General features: G+C 56.7%; 15 protein-coding genes. 4 read left to right on the plus strand and 11 right to left on the minus strand.

Annotation, left to right across the window (positions count from 1 at the left end; all coding sequences use genetic code 11):
* The first annotated feature begins 680 nt into the window (after window positions 1-680).
* A complete protein-coding gene (gene surE, locus FHS27_RS17480) occupies window positions 681-1442 on the plus strand; it encodes a 5'/3'-nucleotidase SurE (RefSeq protein WP_009098611.1) in 762 nt (253 codons plus the stop codon).
* A 327-nt stretch (window positions 1443-1769) separates the two neighbouring features.
* Here surE and FHS27_RS17485 read toward each other — a convergent pair whose 3' ends face one another.
* Window positions 1770-3524 (minus strand): endo-1,4-beta-xylanase, encoded by a 1755-nt coding sequence (locus FHS27_RS17485; protein ID WP_184306181.1) that lies wholly within the window; start codon window positions 3522-3524, stop codon window positions 1770-1772.
* Between the two features lie 170 nt (window positions 3525-3694).
* Between FHS27_RS17485 and FHS27_RS17490 the strand changes: the two genes are divergently transcribed.
* Window positions 3695-4687 carry a phosphoribosylaminoimidazolesuccinocarboxamide synthase gene (locus FHS27_RS17490; protein ID WP_044253991.1) on the plus strand — a complete coding sequence of 331 codons (993 nt, stop codon included), beginning with the start codon at window positions 3695-3697 and terminating at the stop codon, window positions 4685-4687.
* Window positions 4688-4758: 71 nt separating this feature from the next.
* On the opposite strand, the gene FHS27_RS17495 is transcribed toward FHS27_RS17490, so the two are convergent.
* The 4 genes from FHS27_RS17495 to FHS27_RS17510 are packed head-to-tail and all read right to left on the minus strand — an operon-like array spanning window position 4759 to window position 11472.
* On the minus strand, window positions 4759-5952 hold the full coding sequence (locus FHS27_RS17495; protein ID WP_246420007.1) for an efflux RND transporter periplasmic adaptor subunit: 1194 nt from the start codon (window positions 5950-5952) through the stop codon (window positions 4759-4761).
* A gap of 36 nt (window positions 5953-5988) precedes the next feature.
* On the minus strand, window positions 5989-8352 hold the full coding sequence (locus FHS27_RS17500; protein WP_184306183.1) for an ABC transporter permease: 2364 nt from the start codon (window positions 8350-8352) through the stop codon (window positions 5989-5991).
* A 52-nt stretch (window positions 8353-8404) separates the two neighbouring features.
* Entirely contained in the window at window positions 8405-9124 is a 720-nt protein-coding gene (locus FHS27_RS17505; protein ID WP_184306184.1) for an ABC transporter ATP-binding protein, read from the minus strand.
* A 14-nt stretch (window positions 9125-9138) separates the two neighbouring features.
* Window positions 9139-11472 (minus strand): hypothetical protein, encoded by a 2334-nt coding sequence (locus tag FHS27_RS17510; RefSeq protein ID WP_246420010.1) that lies wholly within the window; start codon window positions 11470-11472, stop codon window positions 9139-9141.
* Between the two features lie 254 nt (window positions 11473-11726).
* Here FHS27_RS17510 and FHS27_RS17515 point away from each other — a divergent pair, with 254 nt between their 5' ends.
* Both FHS27_RS17515 and FHS27_RS17520 read left to right on the plus strand, forming a co-directional pair.
* On the plus strand, window positions 11727-12578 hold the full coding sequence (locus FHS27_RS17515; protein ID WP_184306185.1) for a hypothetical protein: 852 nt from the start codon (window positions 11727-11729) through the stop codon (window positions 12576-12578).
* Window positions 12579-12910: 332 nt separating this feature from the next.
* Entirely contained in the window at window positions 12911-16672 is a 3762-nt protein-coding gene (locus FHS27_RS17520; protein ID WP_246420018.1) for a galactose-binding domain-containing protein, read from the plus strand.
* 117 nt (window positions 16673-16789) lie between these two features.
* Here the strand turns inward: FHS27_RS17520 and rlmN are convergent, their stop codons facing one another.
* The 6 genes from rlmN to FHS27_RS17550 all read right to left on the minus strand — a co-directional run bounded on the left by rlmN (window position 16790) and on the right by FHS27_RS17550 (window position 24745).
* Window positions 16790-17914, minus strand: a complete 1125-nt coding sequence (gene rlmN, locus FHS27_RS17525; protein WP_184306186.1) for a 23S rRNA (adenine(2503)-C(2))-methyltransferase RlmN — start codon at window positions 17912-17914, stop codon at window positions 16790-16792.
* A 440-nt stretch (window positions 17915-18354) separates the two neighbouring features.
* Window positions 18355-19800, minus strand: a complete 1446-nt coding sequence (locus tag FHS27_RS17530; protein ID WP_246420026.1) for a sulfatase-like hydrolase/transferase — start codon at window positions 19798-19800, stop codon at window positions 18355-18357.
* Between the two features lie 119 nt (window positions 19801-19919).
* The gene (locus tag FHS27_RS17535) at window positions 19920-20078 is read right to left on the minus strand and encodes a hypothetical protein (RefSeq protein WP_184306187.1); all 159 of its coding nucleotides are present in this window, start codon (window positions 20076-20078) and stop codon (window positions 19920-19922) included.
* Window positions 20079-20390: 312 nt separating this feature from the next.
* Window positions 20391-21617, minus strand: coding sequence for a DUF1559 domain-containing protein (locus FHS27_RS17540; RefSeq protein WP_184306188.1), 1227 nt, complete (start codon window positions 21615-21617; stop codon window positions 20391-20393).
* 432 nt (window positions 21618-22049) lie between these two features.
* Window positions 22050-22748 carry a response regulator gene (locus FHS27_RS17545; RefSeq protein WP_184306189.1) on the minus strand — a complete coding sequence of 233 codons (699 nt, stop codon included), beginning with the start codon at window positions 22746-22748 and terminating at the stop codon, window positions 22050-22052.
* Window positions 22724-24745 (minus strand): sensor histidine kinase, encoded by a 2022-nt coding sequence (locus FHS27_RS17550; RefSeq protein WP_246420029.1) that lies wholly within the window; start codon window positions 24743-24745, stop codon window positions 22724-22726. Before FHS27_RS17550 ends, FHS27_RS17545 begins: the two co-directional genes overlap by 25 nt.
* Between the last annotated feature and the right edge of the window lie 56 nt (window positions 24746-24801).

Below are 24801 nucleotides of genomic sequence, written 5' to 3' on the forward strand. Positions count from 1 at the left end.
TGATTTCCGCAAACAGAACTGCAGGCCGTGCCATGATACTCCTCCCGTTGAAGTTAGGAGGAAATGACGCTGTGGCGTCCGCCTGACCTTCAGGCTAAATGCTAGCAAAACCACGAGAGATTCCCATCGAACCAATGGAGCAATTCGCTTGCCAATTAAACACAATCAATCCTGTTCATGTGCTTAGTACGGGAAAACCTTATGTTCAGCGAATCTATAAATTCAACATTGAGTGTCTTCATTGACTTCAATTATTAAAGAAACATGAACGTTTTATTCTCATAGCCGATGGAAGACTTCTATGTTCGAATCAAAGCCATAGAGCGATGTGTTGTGCCGAGTGATCGCGTGTGGTGATTAGATTGGCACAATGGTTTTCTTATGCGTGATGCGCGGAGCTTTTTGTTGAGATCGTGGCGTGACGTGAGTGAATATCTAGTCAATATTTTTGCTTTCTCGGGAACCCGCAAAAGGGAACACGCATGCGTGGATTGGGGGCGGGTGTTTCGCGTCGTCGCAGCCTAATGTCTCATGGCTGTTCCTTGAGAGAGATTTCGTGTGAAATGGCAGATGAGGTTAGGTGAGCGTGGGGGCAAGTGATCGAGCCTCGCGTGCACCGAATGTGAGTTTCTGCAACACAACAAGACGTCACTGGCGTCTCGAAAGACGAACGAACCGCGATGAGAATATTGTTGACAAATGACGATGGTGTTTATGCACCCGGACTCGCCGCTCTCGGACATCAACTCCGGCATCTCGGCGAAGTCATCGTGGTTGCGCCCGCCACGGAACAAAGCGGAGTGGGGCATTCGATCACCTATCTGACTCCCTTAGTGCCGAAATCGATCCATCGCGAAGGTCGTCACTGGGCGTGGGCGGTCGAAGGGTCTCCGGCGGACTGTGTCAAACTCGCGTTGGCAGAGCTGTTCGCCGACGAGCCGATCGACTTGGTCGTCAGCGGTATCAACAGCGGTCTCAACGCCGGAATCAACGTTCTGTATTCAGGAACCGTGGCCGCGGCGATTGAGGGGGCGTTCTTCGGCGTCACAAGCGTGGCCGTTTCGCTCGAGCATGACGAGGATGCGGACTTTGACGCCGCTGCCGTCATCGCTCGAAACGTGATCGGGCAATTGATCCGGCACGAAGAAACCGCAGGAGGGTTGTTCAACCTTAATGTGCCGACGGCGGCGACGAAAACCACCAGCGAAGTGAAAGTCGTGCCGATGGGATTGGCCCAGTACGGTCGTCGTTACGAGAAACGCCAGGATCCCGGTGGACGCGATTACTACTGGGCGTTGTGGACGGAACCCAAGAAGGCTCCCGCGGACCTGACGGACTTGACGCAATTGCGAGAAGGCAACATCACGCTCACGCCGTTGCACTTCAACCTAACCCGCAACGATCTGCTCGAAAAAATGAACGAGTGGCAGATCCGCAGCTAGACGGCGTCCCAGCCAGCGTTGTGAGACTTGGCGTCGTGGCGCCTCGCGAGAGTTTTTACTGCCAGGAGTTCGTTTGCGCAGGTCCCGAAGGGATCGAAGAGAGCATTCCGTACGTCGCCAGCGCACGTACGGATATTCAAATTCTTTCGACCCAAAATGGAGACGCAGCAATCCGCGTGGACGGTGCGACCACCTTCGGGGGCGAATGAGTCTTCTGTTTAACGGAACCGGCAGTGTTCGCTTCGCTCGACTGCCGGCTACTATCTGAAACGCCTCCGGCGTACCCAAGCAAATCACCTGCAAACCTGTAACCTGCAAGCTCCCAACCTACATCAACAACTCTTCGCGGAGTTTCGTCAGGTACGCCAGCATGGGGCGTGGGCGGCCGTGGCTGTCGATGACGCCCGAATGTGGCATGACGTGTGGGGCTTGGTCCGACGCACCGTCCCAGACCACTGCGTGAACGATTTGCTTGGCGAGCAGCGTTTCGATCAGCGGTCGGGCGAATTCGTGTTGCTGACGGGCCCATTCTTCGGCCCGGCCGTCGATTTCCGGCGATAGAGACACCGGCGACGTTTTGAGCCGCGCTGCCGGATCGGTGCCCGGTGCCGCGGGGATCGACAATTGAACCAGCAGCGGCGCGTTGAGCGTCCCCCATCGATCGATTAATTGAGCGAACTCGAGTGGGGACCTTGGATGCGTTTCGCCGTGGTCGAATCCGAAGCGGAAGTTCAATCCGATGCCCGCCAATCCCAGTCCGCTCCGCAGCAGCGCGTCGGCGAAGTGAATCGGCGAGATGCCGTCGGCGTGTCGGGCCAAGTATTCGCCACAGGGTTGCTCGATCGACATGATCACGGGCGTCGTGGGATCGCAGCGACGAATGGTTTGCAGCACACCGATCGAGAACCGCATCACCTGTTCGTCATCGAGTCGAAGTGGGCCCGCGACGTTCAGCCCTGATGCCGCGTTCCAAAGGTGGACCTGACCACGGAACTGGTTCACGGTGGCTTCGACGAATTTGGTCATCGACGACAACAATTGCTCGAAATCGTTGTCCATCAGGGTGAGCCAATCCGGCAACAGTCCGTCGCGATGATCGATGACGGGGCCACCGATGACTCGCATCCCGACGCTCGCGCAGTCATCGAGAACTTTGGATACGGAGGAAAAATCAGGCGTTCCCGAGGCGTTTTCGATATCGCCCCAACTGATCCGCACGGCGGCGGCGTTGAACGCGGGGATGATTTGGCCGCCGATCGTGTTGGTCGTCTCGTCGATTCCCGCCAACGCGTTGTCGAGCGTCGCGGTGGAGCTGGTTTTCGCGGCCGGAGATGCCGGCGAGGCGGCTTGGTTCTGTCTCGCCGAAACACCGCCGTGGCTTGCACAGCAGACCTCAGGCGAGACGCCGACCGCCATCATCGTGCTCAATCGGGGCTCACGCGAACGGCGGAATGCCATCGATTGTGACGAAAACAGGTCGCCGAGTTCAGAGGCGGCTTGTTCGAGCACCGTGATCGCTTGAATCGCGGATTTGGCCGATTCCGCGTCGGCCTCCAGGTTGGTCGCGATCAGGCTCGCCCCGCTGCGGGCGTTCACGACTGCCGATTGAGGCTGCAACGAATCGAGGAAATGCTGGGTTCCCGTGGCGAGCAACTCTTCGAATCGTTCATTCAGCAACAAACCACCACGTTGCCACGTGTCAGCCTGCGTGCGGACGCGGTAACAACTGCCGCGAGCGAGTTCGATGATCAATCGGTGGGAAGCGTCGAGGCATCGCAGCGAACACGTGGTCAGGACGCGATATCCGATGCCCTCGATAGGACAGGTGATCAGTAATTTTGCGGAGGTCGCGACGCTGCGGGTCAGCGTGAACTTGCCGCCCGCGTTCGAGGACGCCTTGAATTCCGCGGGCAGATCATCGGGCGAATGGATCGGCCCCGAAATCGACGGGGCACCAGGGTGGAACGCATTCCGCGTTTGCCAGGGAACGCCCTCGATCCCGCACAAATAGGCGTCGTTCCAGCGACAGTGGTGGAAGAACTCGGCTGCCGCATCGGAAACATGAAAATGCATTTGACCCATGGCTGTCAAATTTCTCTGTACCGTGTGCGGGGATCGAAAAGGGTAAACATCGTGACACTGTCTCGCCACCTTTGACTTTATGGTAGTCGGTTCGCACCGTCGCTGCGAGACGGGCCGACTCTCCTGATCTGGTCAAACTCCTCCGGCTGTGCGAAATTTGGGGAATGAACATGCACTCCGATCCCCAATCCAGTTCGACACCTCCCGCGTCCGCAGAAACGAACGGCCCATCCGAATCGTTTCGTTTTGACGACACCGGCGCCCTTTTGGAAACCCATTTGCCGTTTCCACGCCGCCAGGGAAAAGTCAGAGACGTCTACGATCTCGGCGAATCACTGATGATCGTCAGTTCCGACCGGATCAGTGCGTTCGACTACATTCTGCCGTCGGGCATTCCAGGGAAAGGCGAATTGTTGACCGCGATGAGCCGTTTTTGGTTCGATGCGATCGACTCTGGCGAAATCGGCGGCAAACTCCGCGATTCCGGAATCCCACTGGCTCATCACCTGATCAGCACGGACGTGCCCGACGTCGTGGCGAAAATCGTTGACCCGGCACCACTCGTCGGACGCATCATGGTCACTCGCAAAGCCGAGGTGGTTCCGTTTGAATGCGTCGTCCGCGGGTACCTCGAAGGCAGCGGTTGGCGAGCCTATCAAGAAACGGGCGAGATCTGCGGTGTGAAGCTGCCCGCCGGTTTGCGGCAATGCGAACAGCTCGAGTCGCCGATTTTCACTCCCGCGACTAAAGCGGAAGAAGGGCACGACGAAAACGTGCCGATCGATGTCATGATCGAACAGCTCGGCGCCGATACGGCCGAACGACTCCGTCTCATGAGCCTCACGATCTATGAAGACGCCGCGAAATTAGCGGCTCGGCGCGGCGTGCTGATCGCCGACACCAAATTCGAGTTCGGATGGCATGACGGACAATTGATCCTGATCGATGAGGTCCTCACGCCCGACAGTTCGCGGTTCTGGGCCGCCGACGAGTACACGCCCGGTCAGTCACAACGTTCGTTCGACAAACAATTCGTGCGTGAGTGGTTGCAAGCGTCCGATTGGGATCGCAACAGCCCACCGCCACCGTTGCCTCAAGAGATCGTTCAAAAGACGACCGAACGGTATCGCGAAGGTGCCCAACGTTTGCGCGGTGAATGGTAAGCCGTCTTAGGAGAATCCCGTTCGAACGTGGCCTGGGCTCGCTGTGAATTGCACGTGAGTAACCTGAACCGTTATGACTGCGCCTCGACACGAACACGTGTGCCCGGTTTCAATTGGTCGCTGGGATACTCGATGACCCGGGCACCGACGTCCAACCCGTCGAGAATTTGAGTCTCCTCTTCGTTTTGCAAACCGATCTTCACCGGGGTTAACGTTGCCGTGCCGTTGACCACTTCGAGCACATGCCATTTTCGATCATGGCGAAACAGGGAGCTGTTGGGGACCAAGACCGCCTTTTCAATTTCATTGACGGTGATCCTCGCTTCCACGCGGTAACCGTCACCGAGCGCCGCGATCCGTTCGGGCGGTTCATTGAAGTCTGCGATGATGTTCACGCGTTGTTCTTCCACGCCGAGCGACGAGATTTTTGTGAACGCGCCCGGTTCGACCACTCGCACGTTGCCACGCAGCGGTGTGCTGCCACCCCAATGTTCGATCGTTAACTCGGCACCAATTTGGATTCGAACCGCGTCCGTCGACAGCACATCGATTTCGATCTCCAGATTGGATGGATCACCGAGTTCGATCAACGGTGTTCCGACGCTCACCACCGTCGAACTTTCCTGCAACACCCGCAGCACACGCCCCGACACCGGCGAGAATATTTCAAACGGTTTCAACGCAACGTCATCGGCGTCGCCCGAAAATTGATCCAACGCCGCCTTCGCCATTTTTAGTTCGAACTTCGCGATCTCGGCCTCAAATTCGGCCGTCTCGATTTCCTGGTTTGCGAGCAACCGTTCGGCTTTCGCGATGTCGTATTCTTCTCGCGAAGCGGCCCGGTTCTCCGCGAGTTTTTTGGCGCGGGAAAATTTTGCTTCGCTTAATTCTGCGTTGATGCGAGCCTGTTCGACTCTCGAATCGGCTCGCAGGAGTGCTGCCTCGGCGCCCTGCACTTGCGCGTTCGCTTCGGCCAACGCCCGTTGATCGAGGATTGCCGGTTCGCTCGGTAGGATCACGGCGAGCAACGTTTTCTCGGTGAGATGATCGCCGGGATTGAGTTCGATGCGAGACAGTCGACCTGATACCGGCGCCGACACGGTGTACTTTTCACGAATGCGAGTCTTGCCGTCTTCCTGCACCGTTTCACGCAGCGGTCCGACTTTCACCAACGCAGCCTGAACGGAGATCGGTTTCGGATTGAGCGACAGGATCACGACGATTCCCAACGCGATCGCTAACGTGCCCCACAGTAATGTCTTCAACGAAAATCTCATCGACACTCCACATGTCCGGGCGAACTATTCCCTCGTTTTTAATACACCGATCAGATCGAGCTGCGTTACTCGCCGTTGCACGATCCACGCCGATACGATCGTTGAGGCGACCACCACGAACGTGGCGAGGATGAACGTTCCCCGCTCAATCACTAACGGGATTCGATAGTTGTCCGTATCCAATCCCGTCGTCATGGCACCCGCCAAAGCGTAACCGATCATCCAACCCAACGGGATCGCCGCAATCGTGAATGCGGCAATCTCTCCTAGCAACACGATTGAAACTTCACCGTTGGTGAACCCGACCACACGCATTGTTGCCAAATCGCGGCTTCGCTCGGAAAGTGAAATCCTCGCCGTATTGTAGACAACGCCGACCGCGATCACTCCGGCGAATACGATGATGAACGATCGCATTACCATGATGTTTTCAGCGACCGTTTTTTCAAAACTCTTCATCGCGGCGTCTTTGATCGAAACGCTTCCGACACCCGGTCGCCGTTCCAGTTCCGAAAACACCGTCTCGATCTGGTTCGGATCCACTTTGAGAAACGCCCCCGAGGCGACCTTCGATTCCAGCAACGCTTCATGCAACCGTTGCTTGTTCATGTACGCGTTGACGCCCGAATATTCCTCCACCAACGCCGCGACTTTCATGGTCAGCGTGGGCCGTTTGTCTTCGAGGACCTCAACGATCACTAGGTCGCCGATCTTCACGCCCAGCAAATCGGCTAATTTCGTATTCAGCATGACGCCGAAATCAGGGACACGCACTGGATTCTCGTCCGCGTCGAGCAACCGGAATAATTTCGCGTCCGGTTCGACGCCCATGATGCCCACACGTCGTGATCGGTTTTGAAATCGGATTCGAGTCGGGATGCTCCGTATCGTTTCGCTCGCTAATACCCCGCTGAGGTTCTGGACTTCGTACATGACCGATTCGGTCGCCGGTTCGACAAACGTCACCGTCAAATCCTGTCGCTGGGCCAATCGAAACTGAAAGTCCATCATGTAGTTCATCGCGTCGAGCGAGAAGTTCCCGAGGATCATGACCGCGACGGCCATCGAAATACCCAACACCGACAGCGACGCTTTGACGGGGCGACGTGTGATGTTGCGAACCACCATTCGTACCTCGGGTGACAGTGTTTTTGGCGGCAGGATTCGCTCAATCAGCGAGGGCCGGTAACTCGGTGGCGGTTCGGGACGCATGGCTTCCGCCGGTGGCAGCAACACCGCCGATCGCACCGCAAAAAACGTCCCGACCAAACTCGCGACCGACGTCAACCAAAACGCGATAGCAACAGACAGCCAATCTGGCCGAAATTTCAGCGACGGGAATTTGTAGAACGCGTCGTACGCCCCGACCATCGCGTCACCGAGTACGAACCCGACCCCAATGCCAACCACCGTTCCGATCATCGTGATGACGAGCACGAGATTGAAGTAGTGTGCCCCGACTTCGAAATTCGAGTAACCGAACGCCTTCAACGCTGCGATCTGTTCACGTTGCTGCGTGATGATTCGAGAGATCGCGATGTTCAGCAAAAACGCCGCAACGCCTAAGAAGATCGCGGGCGCTAGGACCGCCATCCCGCGTAGTTGTGCCAACTCGTCGCTGAGGTATTGGTGCGATATCTGTTCGTCGCGGGTGTATCCTCCGACGCTTCCGTAGGGTTTGAGCAATCGATCGAGCACCTCGATCGTCTCGTCGACTCGGTTGCCGTAGGCTAAGCGAATGCAAACGCTGTTGAATGCCCCGGCCATGTCAAACGCGGCTTCCAAATCATTCTCGCTCACCCAGAAAATTCCGAACCGTTTGTCGTCGGGCAGGATCGTTCCCGGTTGAACCTGGATCACGTATTCCGGTGACAACGCGATGCCGACGATCGACAGTTCCTGCACTTTGCCGTTGATGATGGCCCGCACCCGGTCGCCTGGAACGAATCCGTGCGCGTCGGCAAAGACTTCGGAAACGACCACCTCGCCCGTTCGCAGCGGATCGAGCATGCGGCCCCGCGCGATGTAGACTTGGTTTAATCGGCTCTGTCCCGAATCGGGAATGCTGATCAATCTCGCCGTTGCCGGTTCGGACATTCCCGGCACGTCCAACAACACGTCGTAGACCAACCTCGTGTCGACGGCGGCAACGCCGGGGATTTCCTTGAGTCGCGGCACAATCGCGTTGGGGCTTCGACCGGTCGCCGAAAAAACGTCCGCGAAAAGATACTCGTCGTAATAACTCGCCCGGGTCGCTTCGAGCGACTTGTATGCGCACATCGACATCACAAACGTCGCCACGCCCGCAGCGATCACCAATCCGATCGCCGCCGCTTGGCCACGCAGGTGAACGAGATCTCGCAGGAGTTTCCGGTCGAGTTTGAGCATGATCAGAAAGGACGCGGGGGTATCGCGGCAGTACTCACCGACGGTGTGCCGTTCACCATTGCAGTTCTCCCGCGTTCACCTTCGACGTGTTGATGTCCACGGACGAGATTTGGCCATCGGACAACGCGACCACACGATCGGCCATGTTGGCAATCGATGCGTTGTGAGTGATGACCGCGGTCGTCGTTCCTAGCTCGCGATTGATTCGCGCGATCGCTTCGAGAACCACGATCCCCGTGTGAACGTCGAGTGCACCGGTCGGTTCGTCACACAGCAACACTTTGGGGTTTTTGGCAATCGCCCGCGCGATCGCGACTCGTTGTTGTTCCCCGCCGGACAATTGAGCGGGAAAGTGATTCGCCCGTTCACGCAGACCGACGATTTCCAACGCATCCATCGCGTCGAGTGGAGAAACCGCAATCTCCGTAATCAGTTCAATGTTCTCTTTCGCCGTGAGGCTGGGGATCAAGTTGTAGAACTGAAAAACGAAACCCACGTGATCACGCCGGTAACGTGTCAACTCGGCTTCATCGCTCGCCGTCAAATCTTTCTCAAGGTAGAAGACCTGTCCCGATGTCGTCGTGTCCAACCCGCCGAGAATATTCAACAGCGTCGACTTGCCGCTGCCCGATGCGCCCAGCAAGACAACAAACTCACCTTCGAGTAACTCCAAATTCACACCACGCAGCGCCCGCACCTGAACCTCGCCCATCTGATAGGTCTTGGTGAGGTCAACGGTGCGAAAGACGGTGGTTTGAGTCGATGCGGTCATGCGAGCAAATTTATTTAATTGCCGAACGGATCGAGACCGAATGGAATCGATGGTTCATCATCACTTTGAGGCTTTCCGTTGGACGCGTCGTCTGATGTCTGTGAGGGAGTTGCGGCTTGGGAAGGGATCAAGTCCGTGTCGGGCACGAACGCACGCAGCGGCGAGAGTTCCGGTGGCAACTGACGCGGCATCCCGAGAGAGTCGAGCAGATTGCGACGTGTCTCGGCAAGGTCAGTCATGCGTTGTTCGGCCTGTTCTCGCCGTGTTTCGAGATTCAGGATTCGGGTCTGGTAGCGCGCGAGCACTTCTTGGGGCAGCGACACGTCGTTGGCCGAACGGGTGAATTGGTTGCTGACGCGTTCGATCTCCGAGATCAATTCCTTTCGCATCGCCAACAGGTCACCGAGCGTGCCGTTGACCCGCTCGAGTTCGTCGCGAAGGTCGAGGATTTCTCGCAATTTTGCTCGAACCCCGTCGTCCCATTTTTCGTTGGCGAGCCATCGTTCGAGGTCGTCGGAGGGAACGGTTCCCCATGACGATGAGGTGGAGTGGGTGCGTTGGTCGGACGTTTGCTGGTGTCGCGATTGTCCATCGGCAACCGAGAACCTCACGCGAGCGAATCCTTCTGTCTTTTCAACCGTGATTTCCTGTTTCTCCGGCTCGTCGATTTGGAACTCAAATGGAGGAGGTGACAAAGGGATCTCTAAGACGATATTGCGGTCATCGCCGGAACGATTGATCACCTCAAAAGATCGCGTTCGATGATGCAACGTGGTGACCTCGATCAAATGCCTTTCGTCGTCGATTGAAATCGATTCGGTGTCGGACATCATCGGGCTCGATGTCGGGATCACGCGAACCCCGCCGTCCATCGCGTAACCGACTAACCGTTTTGAGTTTGGGCCGAGTGCCGGCAAGACGACTTCGCCGAGAATCGCTCGCTGTTGCTCGCCCGCGAGCACACTGAGTGGCCCCGAAGGCAGTAGTGCGGTTGTATTGTTTTCGATCTCCAGCGACAGCAGCGTGGCCGTGGGATGATACGACTCGCGGTAAACCGATACCTCCTCGATCGAAACCGGTGAAATCAACGTGTCCAGCAAAGCCGTTTTTCCGCTTTCCAAATCGACTGAGTCAAACTGCATCTGCATCGTGCTGCCCGCTGGGGCGTCTTGGGTTTGTGAAATTGCTCGGTTGAGTGATTCAAATTCGGCCGCCAACGCGAGTTCATCGGAGTCGCGACGTCCGGGGATTGGGGACATCTCGCCTCCATCGGTCGCATCGCTAATGGATCCACCCATCGCCCCTCCCATTCCTCCCATTCCCATGCCCATTCCTCCGAACGGTTCACCCATCATCGCATCCATGTTGTCCCACTCGGAACCCGATGCCATCGACTCCGATGCAGAGAAATGTAAGCCGCCAAAGGACTCTTCGAACGACGGTGCCACCGCCGCGTGACTCGAAGGACGTTTCAGTTGTCGGAGCCGCGCTCGCGTCACGGAGCGAAGGTTCATCGTGAACAGCACCGGGCTCCCGTCGAGCAGGTGCAATTGCACGTTCGTCCAATCAACGCCCGATGTGTTGTCCACGATACTGCGATGGATCAGAGCGTTACCGTCGATCCGGTAGCTGACTTTCCACATCGGCACCGAACGCATCACGCCAACGGAGACTTCACGCGCGGGGCCGTCGGCGAACACGAATTCGACATCCTCGACCGGCAACTCGTTCGGACGTCCTTCCTCAGCCAAGGTCGTTTCGAGACGCTCAACGAATCCGGCATCGGTGGGCCGAATGCTGGAGAATTTTTCGACCCGTTGCGACTGCAATCCTCGTTTGGTCAAGATCGTAATGTATTCGCGATCCACGCTCGCCTCGCCGACCAGATCTGTGTGCTGTTCGACGGCGACTAACACGCCATCGACTTTCGATCCGTCGTGCATGCTCGCTTCGATCGATTGCCCCTTCATCGAAACCAGCAAGTCGCCAAACGTTCGCGTGCTCGGGACGCTGTCCATCGGTTGCACGGGATCGACGGGAGATGCGATTCGGATCTTTCCGTCGCCAACGGGATCACTCAAGCGAGATACACGGATTGCTTCATCGATTTCGAATTCTCCCACCGGCACTCGAAACACCCCGGCTCCTTTTACTGTTCCGGTGTACTCAAACCATCCCTTGCCTGCGGCGTGCAGCGTGACTGATTTTAGGTCGAGTTCGACCGAGGGAACGGACTCGGGTTTGCCGGTCTTCTCGGGACTCTCTTGGGCCATGGTTTTCGTCGTCACTGACGTTGCCAATAACGTGGAAAGCAACAGTACCCATGCAACCGCGCAGCGATGACTCATTGAACCTATCCAGAGAGAAGAGAGCGGGCGGGGACGTGTGCCGGCGACCCTTCATTGTAGTCGGTGCGAGATACCCAATGGGGAGTCGCCGCAACGCCCGGACGCTCATCGTCGGCCCGCAGGCGGCCCGTGCTGTTAATCGAGTTCGATTGCGGCGAAGGATCGTGTGATGAACCGCGACTCCGAAATCGCAACCCGGTTTTCGCTACAATGAACGGTTCGCTGACCAAGGCCATCCGCATCTGGAAAAGACAATGAAGAGCTTTCGATCGCCCGACCGATGGGCAGTCTGTCTGTTAGCGGCGTGTTTGGGTGGATTGGTTTGCTATCCGGCATTGGGTCAAGATGCGGATCAGCTGACTGGGCTCTATACGCCGCTGCTGGATACGGAAATCGATTCCTGGCCCGTTGATCCGGCCATGAGCCGCAGCCAGGAGCAGGAAATCTGGAATCGCCTGTTTCAAACCTACACGCCCCGCCGGTCGGTGGTCTCGCTCCAGCGGTGGATTAGAGATGTGGCTCCCCTTTGTCGAATTGAGATTGATCGCGACGGACTCGAATCCATTGGCCTGACGTTGGATACGCCGCTGGAATTTGATGTCGATACGCCACCGTCGCCTCTGATCGTTTCGGCAATGATCGCGTTTGAGCCCCTCGATTGTGTCATTCAGATTCAACACGGCGTCGCACGATTGACCTGCGGTTACGCCGCCGACGAATCTTTGGCTGTTCGTGTTTATGACGTGTCCGGGATCATTTCGCAGACGAGTCACTCCACACGAAGGCCCGCGTTATACCAACTCATGGAAACGATCCGAACAACGGTGGATCCTGATTCGTGGGAGGAACTCGGTGGCATGGCAACGATGCGGCCGCAAAGTTCTCGTCGAGGGGAGCTGTTATGCATCGCCGCAACAACGCAGACCCACTGGAAGGTTCTCGTTTTGCTCGATCGATTTCATCGCATCAACAACGGTGTTTCCGATCGAAACGACGTACACGATCGTCCGTTTGCGAACCCTTCTTCGCAATTGCGTACGACCGGAGTGCCCGTGAACGATCGAGCAAGTTATCTGGGCAAATTGCCGAGGTTTCGGCCGCAGTGAGAATTTCACAGCCCTGACTGCGATTTTCAATGTTGCCAACGTCATACGGTAGGACGAGTCGTGGCGTGTTGGTAACCGATAGCGGCGCCATTTCAACTGACAATACCGTTATGCGCCGATCGTCCGATATGAAAAAGGGGCCACGCGTTTTTCGCTAGGGGCGATTTGCTCCGTGAAGATCTCAAAAAAGTTGTGAATTGGCGACGTTTCCTTAACTTTGTTGGGTGGTGATTTTAGAGGGACCTAAAGTATGATGACGGCACGACGCTTTAAGGTAAGCGAGGCCGCGTCGCTCCCGCCCCACTCGCCACACCGCCCCAAGTAAAGCAACGATGTTCATGCGACCCTTCGGCAGTTTCGCTTCACGCGTCTTTGTAACTTTCCATTTGCTGCATGTGCTATTTGCATTAGGCGTGGTACGAGAAGAAGGGCGTTCTGTTCAGGCTAGTGAACGGCTGGCAAGTTCGGGGCGTCTCGGCAAGACATACTACGTCGATGCGATTAACGGTAACGATGCAAACTCAGGTGCCGCGATTGCATCGCCCTTTGCGACGATCAGTGCCGCGGCAAAATTGGTTCGCCCAGGCGATGTGGTTCTGATTCGCGAGGGGACCTATCGCGAAACGGTGACGGTGCCGACATCCGGGACGCCTGAGTCGCCCATCCGTTTTGAAGCCTACCGCGGCGAGAAGGTGATCCTGAGCGCATGCGATCCGGTAACCAACTGGAAACGGCTCGGCCACGGCGATATCTGGAGAACCCCGGCTGAGCCTTCGGTGTGGGAGAACGGCCGTGGGGAAACGTTGTTTGTCGGCGGTCTGCTGCGTTTTACCGCACGGGAGAAGGGTGAGTACGATCCGCTCGATCTGAACCGTTGGGGGAAAATTGAAAAGGGCGATCTCACGCAAACATCCTTCACGGCAACCGACCTGATCGGTTTCGGTGACGATTTTTTCAATGGTGCGAACGTTCGCTTTCACGTCAACGATTGGACGATCGAACAACGTGGGGTCGCGGATTATGAATCGGCAACGGGACGGATCACGTTCGACCGTCCAACGGGGCAAATTTCTCAGAAACAACGTTTCGGATACATTATTGATTCGTCGATCAAACTGCTCGACGCGCCGCGCGAGTGGTTTCACAAAGGCGAGTATCTCTTTTACCGAACCGCATCGGGCGAAGACGCCAACGAATTGGATATCGAAGTCCGCAAACGTGAGTTCGCGTTCGATGTGCGCGACCGCAGTCACGTCGTTCTATCGGGGATGACGTTTCGCGGGGCGAGCGTTCAGACCAACGAAAATTCGAACTTCATCAAGTACCAAGGAAACCGCTTCTACGGATTCGACAAGGATTCGGTGGGCCGTTTTCACCTCGGAGGCAGCGATAACGTTTTCCGTGACAATGAAGTGTCGCAAACGTGGGGAAGTGCCCTAACGATCGGTCAATCGCGAAATCAAATCATTAACAACTACTTTCACGACATCGGATACAGCGCAACCGCACGTGTCCTGTCGATGAGTGGCGACGAACACTTCGTCAGTCACAATACGGTGTCGAAGTTCGCCCGCAGTTTCCTCGACGGTTTTCCCGATCGCAGCGAATTCGCGTACAACCTGTTCAAGGACGGCGGGCGTTTGTCTTGGGACACCGGAGTGTTCGACGGTGACGCCGGGCGAGGCAACGGCGGCGGTTGCATCATTCACCACAATGTCTTTCGACGCTCGCAACGCAAAGGCATCTTCGGTGCGTTCTATGCGGGCACCGACCTCGTGATCCATCACAACATCGTCCACGGGGTCGGTCCGAATACCGTCCGCCACGGATATCCGAGTTTCCTGAAATACTATCACAACACCTTCATCGGTCCGCCGCCCGTCATGGACACGGACGTGGGTGACCGCGCCGTGCAAACGAGCATCAACAACAATCTCATGTTGATGACGGAAGATTGCTTTTCGCTGGGCGTCGATTGCCGAGGAAATCACACCTACAGTCGTGGTGATTTCATTAATTTTCAACTCGATGATTATCGGTTGTCTGCGGCGTCGCCTGCCGTCGATTGCGGGATCGTGTTGCCCGGTATCAACGACGGCTATGTAGGCGAGGCTCCCGATGCGGGCGCTCTCGAAGCCGGGGAGCCGATGTGGAAGGTGGGGCACGATTTCCGTCGTCCACCCACGCCGACGTATCAATGGAAGAATTTGCCGGGAACGAACCTGTTTGCCAACGGGCAGTTTCGCACCCAACCGGACCTCGTCCCGCTCGATGCTCGTTCGCCAGGAAACTCGTCATCGCAAACGTCGTCGTCGGAAAAGTCGTCTTCCGAAACTCAATCGTTCGGCACCAAATCGGACAACGCCCAATGGTTAAAGACGGGATCGCCAACCTACTTCAACGGAAACGCGTGGAACCATTTCGATATCGGACTGGCACGCTATGGCAACCACACGATGCGCCTGAGTCCAGGTGATTCGATGCGGCGAACGTTTGATAATCTGAAGCCGAACACCGCGTACACCGTTGCCGCGAATGCCAAGTTGACCGATCGCCGAATCGAGTGCACCGCGCCGAATGCACAACAGGCAAAGTTGAACCCCGGTATCCACCGTGGTGTCAAATTCGTTGAAGGGTTGCGTCCTGGCGATTGGTTACGGTTTGACGATGTCGATTTCGGCCCCGCCGGTAAGTACGACCAAATGGAGTTGGTGTTTTCGCGACCACCGGGCCAGGCTGCGCAGTCGCCGACCCGAATTGAAATTCGTGAAGGCAATCCTAAGGGCAAACGTCTCGGTGAGTTTGTCGCTCAACCCAATGTGCAGGATGCCTGGTATTCGGCGATCTGTGACGTTGCACCGCTGCGGGGAAATCACCCGATCTGTTTGGTCGCGATCAGTGATGACGTCAGCACGCTGCGTTTGGCGAATGTCAGATTGCGTTCATCGCGTATTCCTCCGGAAGGGCGTTTGACACTCGCGGCACGTTCGTACGGTGATGAGGACGTGGAACAACCGATCGGATCGGCGGACTGGATTCCTGGCTACGAATCACTGACTTTCACGACCGGGCATCATGCCACCAGCGTAGAACTCGCAATCGAGAATAACGGTTGGTACGACGCGTATCTCGATCGACTCGCGATCTTTGAAGACACACCTCGAGCCCGCCCGTCGACGGATCAATCGAACCGAGAAACGTTCGTCGAAGGCGACCTCGTCGCTAGTGACGGGGAAGTGCGTCGAGGCGTCGGACCGAACGGATTCGAATGGTGGCAGGTGTCGTTTCCTCAGGTGGTCACCCCCGGACGTATTGAATTGTTCGGTCGCGATCAAGCTCGGTTCGAAGGATCGCGTTTGATCCGCGTCAGTTTGTTGGAGCGAAGTCCGAGCCGACAGGGCAAAGTGCATTGGTCGCAAATCTGGCGGACGGATGACCAGTTTTGGCGAAACGACGGTGTCGTTCTCAGCGGCGGTGATATCTCCGACGACGGGGCGACGCGTCTCTCGAGTGCTCCCACGCGAGTGTTGCGAGTGGAGTGTGTGGGTGACAAAGGAATCGGCGAACGAACGTTGGGCCTCACCCATGCCCGTGTCTTCTCGGCATCAACAAGGCCACCTGATAGCAACGTCGCTCAGACGGGAGTCGCGACTCAGTCCAGCGATCATTACGTCGTTGACGGGAAAGCCGACAGAGCGATCGATGGAGACATCTTTCCTACCGCGAGATTCACGTCGACGCAATTTTCTAAGTCACCGTGGTGGCAGGTCGAACTGAAGGAATCTATTTCGATCGATCAGATTCGTATTTTCAATCGAAACAGTGCTGCCGAGCGAATCAGTAACTTCCGCGTGTCGCTCTTCGACGGTAAACCACAAAGCGGAGGCCGGGAATTGTGGGGCCGGGAGTATTCCTATCAACGCGGCGACATCCCGTCGGCGGGATCCTTGATGATCCTCGGCCGACACAGCGACGGTAAACGCCGACTCGATTCGGTTGAGGGTGCCAGATTCGTTCGCGTGCAAGAAATGGGAACAGGCATGCTGTCGCTCGTCGAGGTGCAAGTGTGGACGAAGGGATCACCCAAACCCTAAACGTTTCCATCCCTGCGTGGCTCGCGTCGCCCGACGGTGGACCCCGTTTCAAGTGACACTGGCGACGGCATCAACCTCCGCGTCTTTTGCAGCGGCCGATGACTAACAGACCGTGTCTCAGGTGGCCGGTGATTTCTCGCCGATGCTGCCTCGGTTTCGTCGCAGTTGTCCGCAGGCGGCATCAATCTCGTCGCCTTTGCGTTGCCGGAACATCACGTTAACGCCCGACGCCTCGAGGATCTGCCGAAACCGAGAGATCGACTCTTTGCTCGGCGTTCGGTAGGGAAGACCTTCCACCGGGTTGTAGGGAATGACGTTCATCATCACCGTCCGTCCGCGAAGCACGCGAGTCAGTTCGTGGGCACAGGCTTCGGAATCGTTGACGCCGCCCAACAGCACATACTCAAACGTGAGTCGTCGACCGGAACTGGCGAAATAGCGATCCGCCGCCGCGAGCACGGGCTCGATGCCGATCTTTTGATTCACGGGAACGAGTTGACTGCGGAGTTCGTCATTGGGGGCGTGTAGGCTGACGGCGAGGTTGTAGGGGACGCCCGAGGCGGCGAGCTTATCAATCGCTGGTGGCAATCCCACGGTGCTGATCGTGATCCGCCGAGGACTAATGCCGAGGCCGTCGGGGTTGCGAGCCACATCGAGTGCGGCGAGTACGCCTGGCAAGTTTGCGAGCGGTTCGCCCATTCCCATCATCACGATGTGACTGAGCCGTTCTTCCGCGGGAAGGCGATGTTGCAACCGCAGCATCTGTTCAAGAATTTCGCCGCGGGTCAAGTTCCGATCAACGCCATCGAGACCGCTGGCGCAGAACACGCAGCCCATCGCGCACCCGACTTGGCTGCTAACGCAAATGCTCCGTCGATCGCCGTCACGCAACAACACGCATTCCACTTCCCCACCGTCGGCGAGGCGAACGAGGATCTTTTCCGTCCCGTCACGAGACGTGGAAACGTGAGCCTCGGAGGCTTGGAAAATGTCGAACGACTCCGCTAGCTCGGAACGCAGTTTGGCGGGCAAATCCGACATCGTCTCGAACGATTCGGCCCGTCCCGAAAACAGCCAACGGCGGATTTGCTTTCCGCGGAACGCCGGATACCCTCGCTCGGCCAGCCAATCTTTGAGCCCCTCGTCGGTGACGTTGAGTAGGTGCACCTTTCGAGGTCGTGCGTCCGCATCGTCGCCCGGAACGGCGGTCTGAGTCGGCGGCAAAACGGGCAGCGATGTCATGGCGGGAGCGTGTCAATGGACGGTCGGGCAAACGGGAACGCATTACGATACGCGGTGCCACGCCGATGCACCAGCCAAAATGTCCTCTCGAGCCCCGGCCGAAGCACCCGAATTTGCGGTTTTCAAGCGAAGATGGACTTGCTGGGAGGCGTTGGGCTGCCTCATCTCAGGCGGGTATCCCGAAACGATCGAGAAAAATAGCCGAGTGTCGTGCAACGCACCGACCGATACCGTGCGAAAATTCCATTCGCCGGCGCCGACTGGGGACGCAGAAATCAGCGAGGTGGGGTGCGACCACTTTCGAGGTCGGGCGTGTTATCGGTTCCAGGAACCAGCTGTGTTTGCTTCGCTCGACTGCCGTCTGATTTCTGAAACTCCTTCGGCGTACTCGCATTCGTGCAATCTCAATCGCTCGCCACGAACTCCCTCGAGCGAGTCTCTCACTGAGATTTGGCTCGGTAATGTTGACCGCCCTTGAGCCACTCGTAGTCAGCGTATTGGAACTCGCCTCGCGATTTTTTCCATAGCTCCGGTTGCGCCTGGCGTGCCCATTCTTTCCATTGACTGAGCATCGATCGCACCCGTTCGGGTTGTGAGGACGCCAGGTCGGTTGTTTCGCCGATGTCTTCGATCAAGTTGTAGAGTTCAGGTTCTCCATTTTGGTAGAGAAGCTTGTAGGCGCCATCGCGTATCGCGCCGGCCGGTTCTTGATAACTTCCCGTATGCCAGTAAAGCACCTCGTGTGGTGGATCCTCCGATTGGCCGCTCAGGTAATCGCGTATGTCGGTGCCATGGAGTCCAGCACTCACCGGATCACCACCCGCCATCGCGAGCGACGTCGCCCCGATGTCCAGCGAGGTGACCGGCGAATCAAGCACGGTGCCTGCCGATGTTTTGCCTGGCCATTTCACGATCAAGGGAACGCGTAGGCCACCTTCGTATGAGTTTCCTTTGCTGCCTCGCAGAGGGCGATTGTCGCTCGTCCGTTTCATTCCACCGTGATCACTCAAAAACCAAACCACGGTTTTACCGGTCAGTCCCAATTCATCGACCTTGGACAGCAACCTACCGATGCCCGCATCCATCTCGTCAACCATGGCTCCATAGATGGAACGAGCGATCGGCTTCACGCCGGGAACCTTCGTCATTGACTCTACGGGGAACTTCCCAATTGTTTCCGGAGGCGCTTCCAGGTCGAGATGTGGGGCGTTGTAGGACATGAAGAGAAAGAACGGTTGTTCCTGATTGCGTTCGACAAAGGCGACCCCCGCATCGGTCAATTCTCGCGTTAGGTACTGGTCCCATTTCACCGGTTTCATGTTGTGAATCACCGGCATCGTGTGTTGAAGATCGCGATGATTGGCGGGCTTTTTGAGTGGATCGAAACGCCCGTTGTAGGAAGGATGATCCAGCGGGTAATACATCAGTCCTCCGCCGAGAAATCCAAACCAATCATCAAAGCCCATTGAATTGGGATGTTGTTCGTTGGTTGTCCCCATGTGCCATTTGCCCACGCCGCCGGTCACGTAGCCTCGTTTCTGCAATAGGCTCGCGATGGTCTCCATCTTTGGTAGTCCCTGGGCGGGATCGAAAGGTTGGGAGACGTTCTGGTAGTAACCGAACGTGGACTGGTGCCGACCGGTCAAGAAGCCCGCACGCGAGGGACCGCACATGTTCCCCGTCACGTACGCGGACGTGAAACGCACACCTTCGGCGGCAAGCTGATCGATGTTGGGCGTCGGGATATCTTTGCAGCCATAGCAACCGACATCGGCATAGCCCAAATCGTCCGCCATGATGACAATCATGTTAACGTTTTCATCAGAGCGTCCCGTTGTCGCCGTCAGAAGGCATAACAAGCAAAGAATTCTCGCCAGTTGATTCATTGGGTGTCTAATCAGAAAGGTCGGGAGTCGGCAGCGGACGGGCACGTGCCGTTCCGCAGGGTATTCTAACAATGCTTGTTTGCTCGCACGGCAATTTCGTCGAGCGCTAAGCGATCCGATTACTGAACCGCATCCATCGAGTCACCGGGATCGGATTGCGGATACGTTCGCGTTTCGGGATCGGGTTGGACGACCGTTGGTGCTGGGTCGCCGCAGCCCGATGTCATGAAAAGACAAGCCACGAACATTGACAACATGATGAATTTGAAAGAGGACATTCTGAACCGGACGTTGGGAGTAATAGGCAGAGGAAAGGTTCTAAAGGAGCGTCGTGATTCGATAAATATCTCGACAACATTCGTATCGGACCAAGCGGTGTGACACCGGACGGCTCACGATGTTACGCTAAGTTTTTGCATTAGGCTTTTTCGCGGTGAGACACGAGCAATCCGGTTTGCGTACCTCGAAACATCCGTTCCTCGAATGGCGAGAGCGTTGCTGTTTGTGACGTAGGTTTTCAAAGGTAGCTACGTTCAACAAAACGTGGGCCACCGTCGGGTGACGGTGGCTAAAACAAAAATGGAAATGCTCTAGAATTCCGAACTGATAACTTCTCGGCTAGCTTTGGTACCGAGCGATCCCCACAGGCCGTAGGGGCTCGCCACACCGGCACTGGCACCGGCTGTGTTTCCGGGGGTGACGACTCGCGAGGTTTGGTCTCCGGCGTCGATCGAATCGGTGATGAATTTGACCGCACCGTCGGAAATCAAAATGTGGCAACCACCTTGATGCTGACTGCTCGGCGGTAACAGTCCCGCACTGCGGGCAACCGTCCCGACGAGCACGGGCGCGTTCGGTGGGAAGATCGTGTTGAACTGTCCGTAGACGCCTTGCCCGTTGGCCCATTTGTAACCACGGCCTTCATGTGCTTCGGTGAAGACGCCGGTCGCGGTCGCGGCCCAGAACTGTGGACGAGCGGGATCGATGTCGGCGGTGCGGTAGTTGCTCGGATTGTTTCGCATTCCGAACCAGCCATTGTTTCCGCTGCCGGCACGTCGACCGAGGGTTCGCACGTTGCGATCCCCGAGGTCGGTTGCAATTTCACCCATCGCGATCGTGTTGGCAGTCCCATCGAGGATGTCACGAAAACGCGTCGCGTAGTGTGGCACGAAGACACCGCGTGCACAGGCTTGCATGTTGACCGATCGAGCGCTGTTTTCTTGAAGGTCGTTTGACAGCGGACCGCGGTCCATGTTCCAGAAAGTGTCGCCGGTGCACCCGACATAGTTGGTTCGTCCCATCGCGGGCAATCCACTGCCGGGGTCGCTCGGGCATCGGAAACCAGGGATCTCGGTCATCCAAGGGCGATAGCCGTCGTTCGGCGTTCCCTCCATCGTCGGTGTCGGTCCCATCGAAGGCCACGGGGGTGTGCGGGCCACGTTAGGGGCATTGAGGTCGAACACGCTCGGATTCGAAATCTCTTCCCAGATCGCTTGTTGTTCAATGAAAGGCGTCAGGCTGACCAACACGCTCAGTTGCATCAGGTTGGCGACCGTCGATTCATCAAACTGCCCGTCACCGGTGAAACCGCCGGGGACGGATCCGTTTTGGATCATCGGAAGTTGGTTGTAGGCGGAGTGGTAGTTGTGAAGGGCGAGTCCGATTTGTTTGAAATTGTTGCTGCAGCTCATTCGGCGAGCCGCTTCACGTGCTGCTTGTACGGCGGGTAGGAGCAGCCCGACCAAGACGCCAATGATTGCGATGACTACCAATAGCTCGACCAAGGTGAAACCTTGCGGTGGCTTTCTTGCGTTCATTCCAATGCCTCTAGTTAAAAAATTGCGTACATGAACCAACAAAACGCTGGCGATTGTGTTGCAGCATCCGATCACCCCGTGAGCAGACCGATCGCGTTGCACGTCTCCGATTGCATCGTTCGGCTGCATCGTTCGGCGAAACATCTAACGGCGATGGATTATTCAGCCGGGATGACCTGTTGCCACAATCTTCATCACGTGATGTTGATAGGAGCGAGAAGGATCACTTCGAGCCCTCAATGGGGCTCGAGCTTCTATAGAAGAGTATCGGTGGCGTGGTGTTCGCCATTCAAGTCCACCAAACAGTCGACATGCATTCCGCAAGAGTAAACCGACGAGCGGCTGAGTCCGTTAAATGCATGATGAAGTCGTTTGGTGCAACGGCAAAAGACTGCGCACGGGAGAGGACAGGCGTCGTGCATTCATTGAATGTCAGCGCGAGTTGTCGTTGTGCTCAAACACGCCGATTCGGTGAGCCTTGTCGATCGCGGCAGGAGCGTTTTGTACGTCCAGTTTTTCGTACAGACGTCGGATGTATGTAGCGACACTTCCGTACGAGATATCCAGTTCCCTCGCAATTTCTTTCTTAAGCATCCCTTGGCTGAGCAGGGTGAGGATCTCGCGCTCGCGCGTGGACAAAACAATTGCTGACTCTTTCTTCGGCGGGTTTTGAACCATTTTTAAGAGATGCAGTGCCACGTCCCCATCGAGCGACGCGCCTCCTGCGGCAACCGTCCGGATTCCGTCAACGATTTGAGTCACGGTCGATGACTTCAAAAGATAGCCCGATGCCCCGGTTTTGACGGCTCTTGTGATATCCGCCTCCGCATTCGATTGAGTCAACACAATGATTTTGGCCGACGGCATCACTTCGATGAACTTGCTAATCGCATCGAGGCCGCTGATGCCGGGGAGGTTGAGGTCCAACAATATGATGTTAGGTGTGTCGCGGGACTCCATGTCGCTGGCGCTGCGAAGTGCAACCTCGGCGGCGCCGTACATGCTCACCAATTCCATCGTGGGTTCGGCGTTGATGGCCATTTCAATTACCTTTCGATATTTGGGATGGTCCTCGACCAGCATGATCTTGATTGATTCGTTGCCGCTCATCGCTTCTTGAGTTGATTCCATTGCATCCGTTTGAACTGGAGATCGATTCGGGTACCCGTCTCGGCACAGCTTTCTGCGGCGACCGTGGCACCGAGCAGCTTAGCACGACGTTTGAGCGACGGAGGGATTCCATCGTTGCTGAAACCCCGTAACCCGTGTCCGTTGTCGGTGATGGTGAGATGGATTTCCTTCGGCGAGGCTTTTAGTGTCGTGCCCAACCTCGTCGCGTCCGCGTGTCGGCTGATGTTGACCAAACACTCTTTGTAAAACAGGAAAAGGTCCGCACGCGTTCGCGGTCTCAGATTTTCCACGAACTCCTTCCCTTCAATCTCAAACTCGTGTTCTAACTCGACCACGATTCTCTCGGCGGCCTGCTTCATCAGGTCATCCAATCCGGAATACAACGTGTGGACTTGCAGGCCCGCGATATGGCGAACGGATCGGGACGCGTCTTCGGAGACGGCGCGAATCTCTTTTAGGATCGGATCGATGTTTGGGGCTGACGTCGACGCGTTTCGGGCGAGATCGCTCAGTAGTCCGATCGCGTGCAAATCCGCGCCGACTTCGTCATGAAGGTCGGCGGCGAACCGCTCCTTCAAACGGCTCGATTCGCGGTTGCGGATTAACCGATCGACCAGAATGGTGATCACGATTCCCACAGCCAATATCGAGGCGATCACGGTTGCCCACCGCAGATTGCGACTTTGGATTCGGTACCGATCACTCAGTTCGCTTTGGATTCTCGGACGTTCCAAATCGAGTTCGTGTCGGCGTGATAACTGCGCAACCCAATCCTTCACCGGAATGATTTTTCCAAAGTGATTTCGACCGTCGGTTAGTGAGGCGAGCGAACCGTCGCTGCCGCTGAAATTGAGATTGCTGGTGGGGACGATCCCTGCGGCGATGTTTTGACAGTCTTCAAAGATTTCGATCTCGGTGAATCCGATACATCGGTAACGATCAGAGGCCTCGGGTGCCTTGTACGCTTCGACCGCCGTGAAGCGAACGAAGCGACAATCGGCGGGGGCAAATTGAAACATCACAATCGGCCCGGCGTCGTAGATCGAAAGTTTGCGATACTCGTGCAAACGGACGGCGTCGGAAAAGTCGGGCTGCGTGGCGCCTTCAACGATGAGATGATCAGGCAATGCGTAGTCGGAGTGCTGAATCTGCGGCACGTTCTCGCTCAAGTCCGCCGCATGGAGATGGATCCGGTGGAGGGTTCGTGGTTCGCCGAAATCAAATGTGAGTGAGGCCTCCGGTCCGGTCTGAAAGAAGCCCACGAACGCTTGACTGCCGTTACCGCCCGCAGGATTCATGAGATAGGGCATGAAGCCGTCCACCAATGTTTCGATCGGGGCCGATTTGCGAACGCGGGTGAATGCGACTGACGAAACCGCCGTGCGACCGCCGAGTGCCACGTTTTCCTCGCCCGAGAACGCCATGATCTCAGATAGCTGGAATAGAAAACGTCCGTCGAGTGCGCGCGGGGTTAAACGCGTCGCTTCCACGCGAACCCAATCGCCGACGGTTGGTTCGATCGGAATCACTAACGGGGCAACCCGTGGCAAAATCGAATCGTTCTCGTCAAATTCGGCGACCACGGTTCCCTTTGCATCACCCTCTCGACCTATCATGATTCTAAACTCGAGCGGAAACCCGTCCGATCGAACTCCGTTGACCGTGTCACGCCAAAGGATCGGTACCAGGACGATCTGGTCAATTCGGCTTGCTTGGTGCAGATGGACGATCGCCCATTCGGTAAACGCCGCGTGAGGGTGCGGATCGGATTCCCAGCCCAAGTTCCCGACGCCGCTGCGGAACGTCATCTCGGCTAACTGCTTTACCTGCGCGTTGTTTTCGGCAAGCCGCGTTTCGAGTTCTTGCAGCGAAAGTTCGTCCCATCGCTTTGGTGTTTCCGCCCGCACGCGGATCGTCGGTACCAAGGCGAACTGCATCAGCAACAGCGACGTGATGATACCGATACGAATGAATGGAACCGCCAACCGCTTACTCATGCACGAACCGTAAAACCCACGCAATTGATCGGGTGAGTGCGACCGACGAGACGTCT

Origin of the sequence: Aporhodopirellula rubra (assembly GCF_014192335.1) — a bacterium.
In the GTDB taxonomy this organism is placed as follows: Bacteria; Planctomycetota; Planctomycetia; order Pirellulales; family Pirellulaceae; genus Rhodopirellula; species Rhodopirellula rubra.

What these genes read in the sequence shown, in the direction of transcription:
- FHS27_RS17520 (WP_246420018.1), top strand. Translation starts at nt 12,911, where the DNA reads ATGTTCATGCGACCCTTCGGCAGTTTCGCTTCACGCGTCTTTGTAACT.
- FHS27_RS17485 (WP_184306181.1), bottom strand. Translation starts at nt 3,524, where the DNA reads ATGGGTCAAATGCATTTTCATGTTTCCGATGCGGCAGCCGAGTTCTTC.
- FHS27_RS17505 (WP_184306184.1), bottom strand. Translation starts at nt 9,124, where the DNA reads ATGACCGCATCGACTCAAACCACCGTCTTTCGCACCGTTGACCTCACC.
- FHS27_RS17530 (WP_246420026.1), bottom strand. Translation starts at nt 19,800, where the DNA reads ATGAATCAACTGGCGAGAATTCTTTGCTTGTTATGCCTTCTGACGGCG.
- FHS27_RS17535 (WP_184306187.1), bottom strand. Translation starts at nt 20,078, where the DNA reads ATGTCCTCTTTCAAATTCATCATGTTGTCAATGTTCGTGGCTTGTCTT.
- rlmN (WP_184306186.1), bottom strand. Translation starts at nt 17,914, where the DNA reads ATGACATCGCTGCCCGTTTTGCCGCCGACTCAGACCGCCGTTCCGGGC.
- FHS27_RS17540 (WP_184306188.1), bottom strand. Translation starts at nt 21,617, where the DNA reads ATGAACGCAAGAAAGCCACCGCAAGGTTTCACCTTGGTCGAGCTATTG.
- FHS27_RS17490 (WP_044253991.1), top strand. Translation starts at nt 3,695, where the DNA reads ATGCACTCCGATCCCCAATCCAGTTCGACACCTCCCGCGTCCGCAGAA.
- FHS27_RS17550 (WP_246420029.1), bottom strand. Translation starts at nt 24,745, where the DNA reads ATGAGTAAGCGGTTGGCGGTTCCATTCATTCGTATCGGTATCATCACG.
- FHS27_RS17515 (WP_184306185.1), top strand. Translation starts at nt 11,727, where the DNA reads ATGAAGAGCTTTCGATCGCCCGACCGATGGGCAGTCTGTCTGTTAGCG.
- surE (WP_009098611.1), top strand. Translation starts at nt 681, where the DNA reads ATGAGAATATTGTTGACAAATGACGATGGTGTTTATGCACCCGGACTC.
- FHS27_RS17545 (WP_184306189.1), bottom strand. Translation starts at nt 22,748, where the DNA reads ATGGAATCAACTCAAGAAGCGATGAGCGGCAACGAATCAATCAAGATC.
- FHS27_RS17510 (WP_246420010.1), bottom strand. Translation starts at nt 11,472, where the DNA reads ATGAGTCATCGCTGCGCGGTTGCATGGGTACTGTTGCTTTCCACGTTA.
- FHS27_RS17500 (WP_184306183.1), bottom strand. Translation starts at nt 8,352, where the DNA reads ATGCTCAAACTCGACCGGAAACTCCTGCGAGATCTCGTTCACCTGCGT.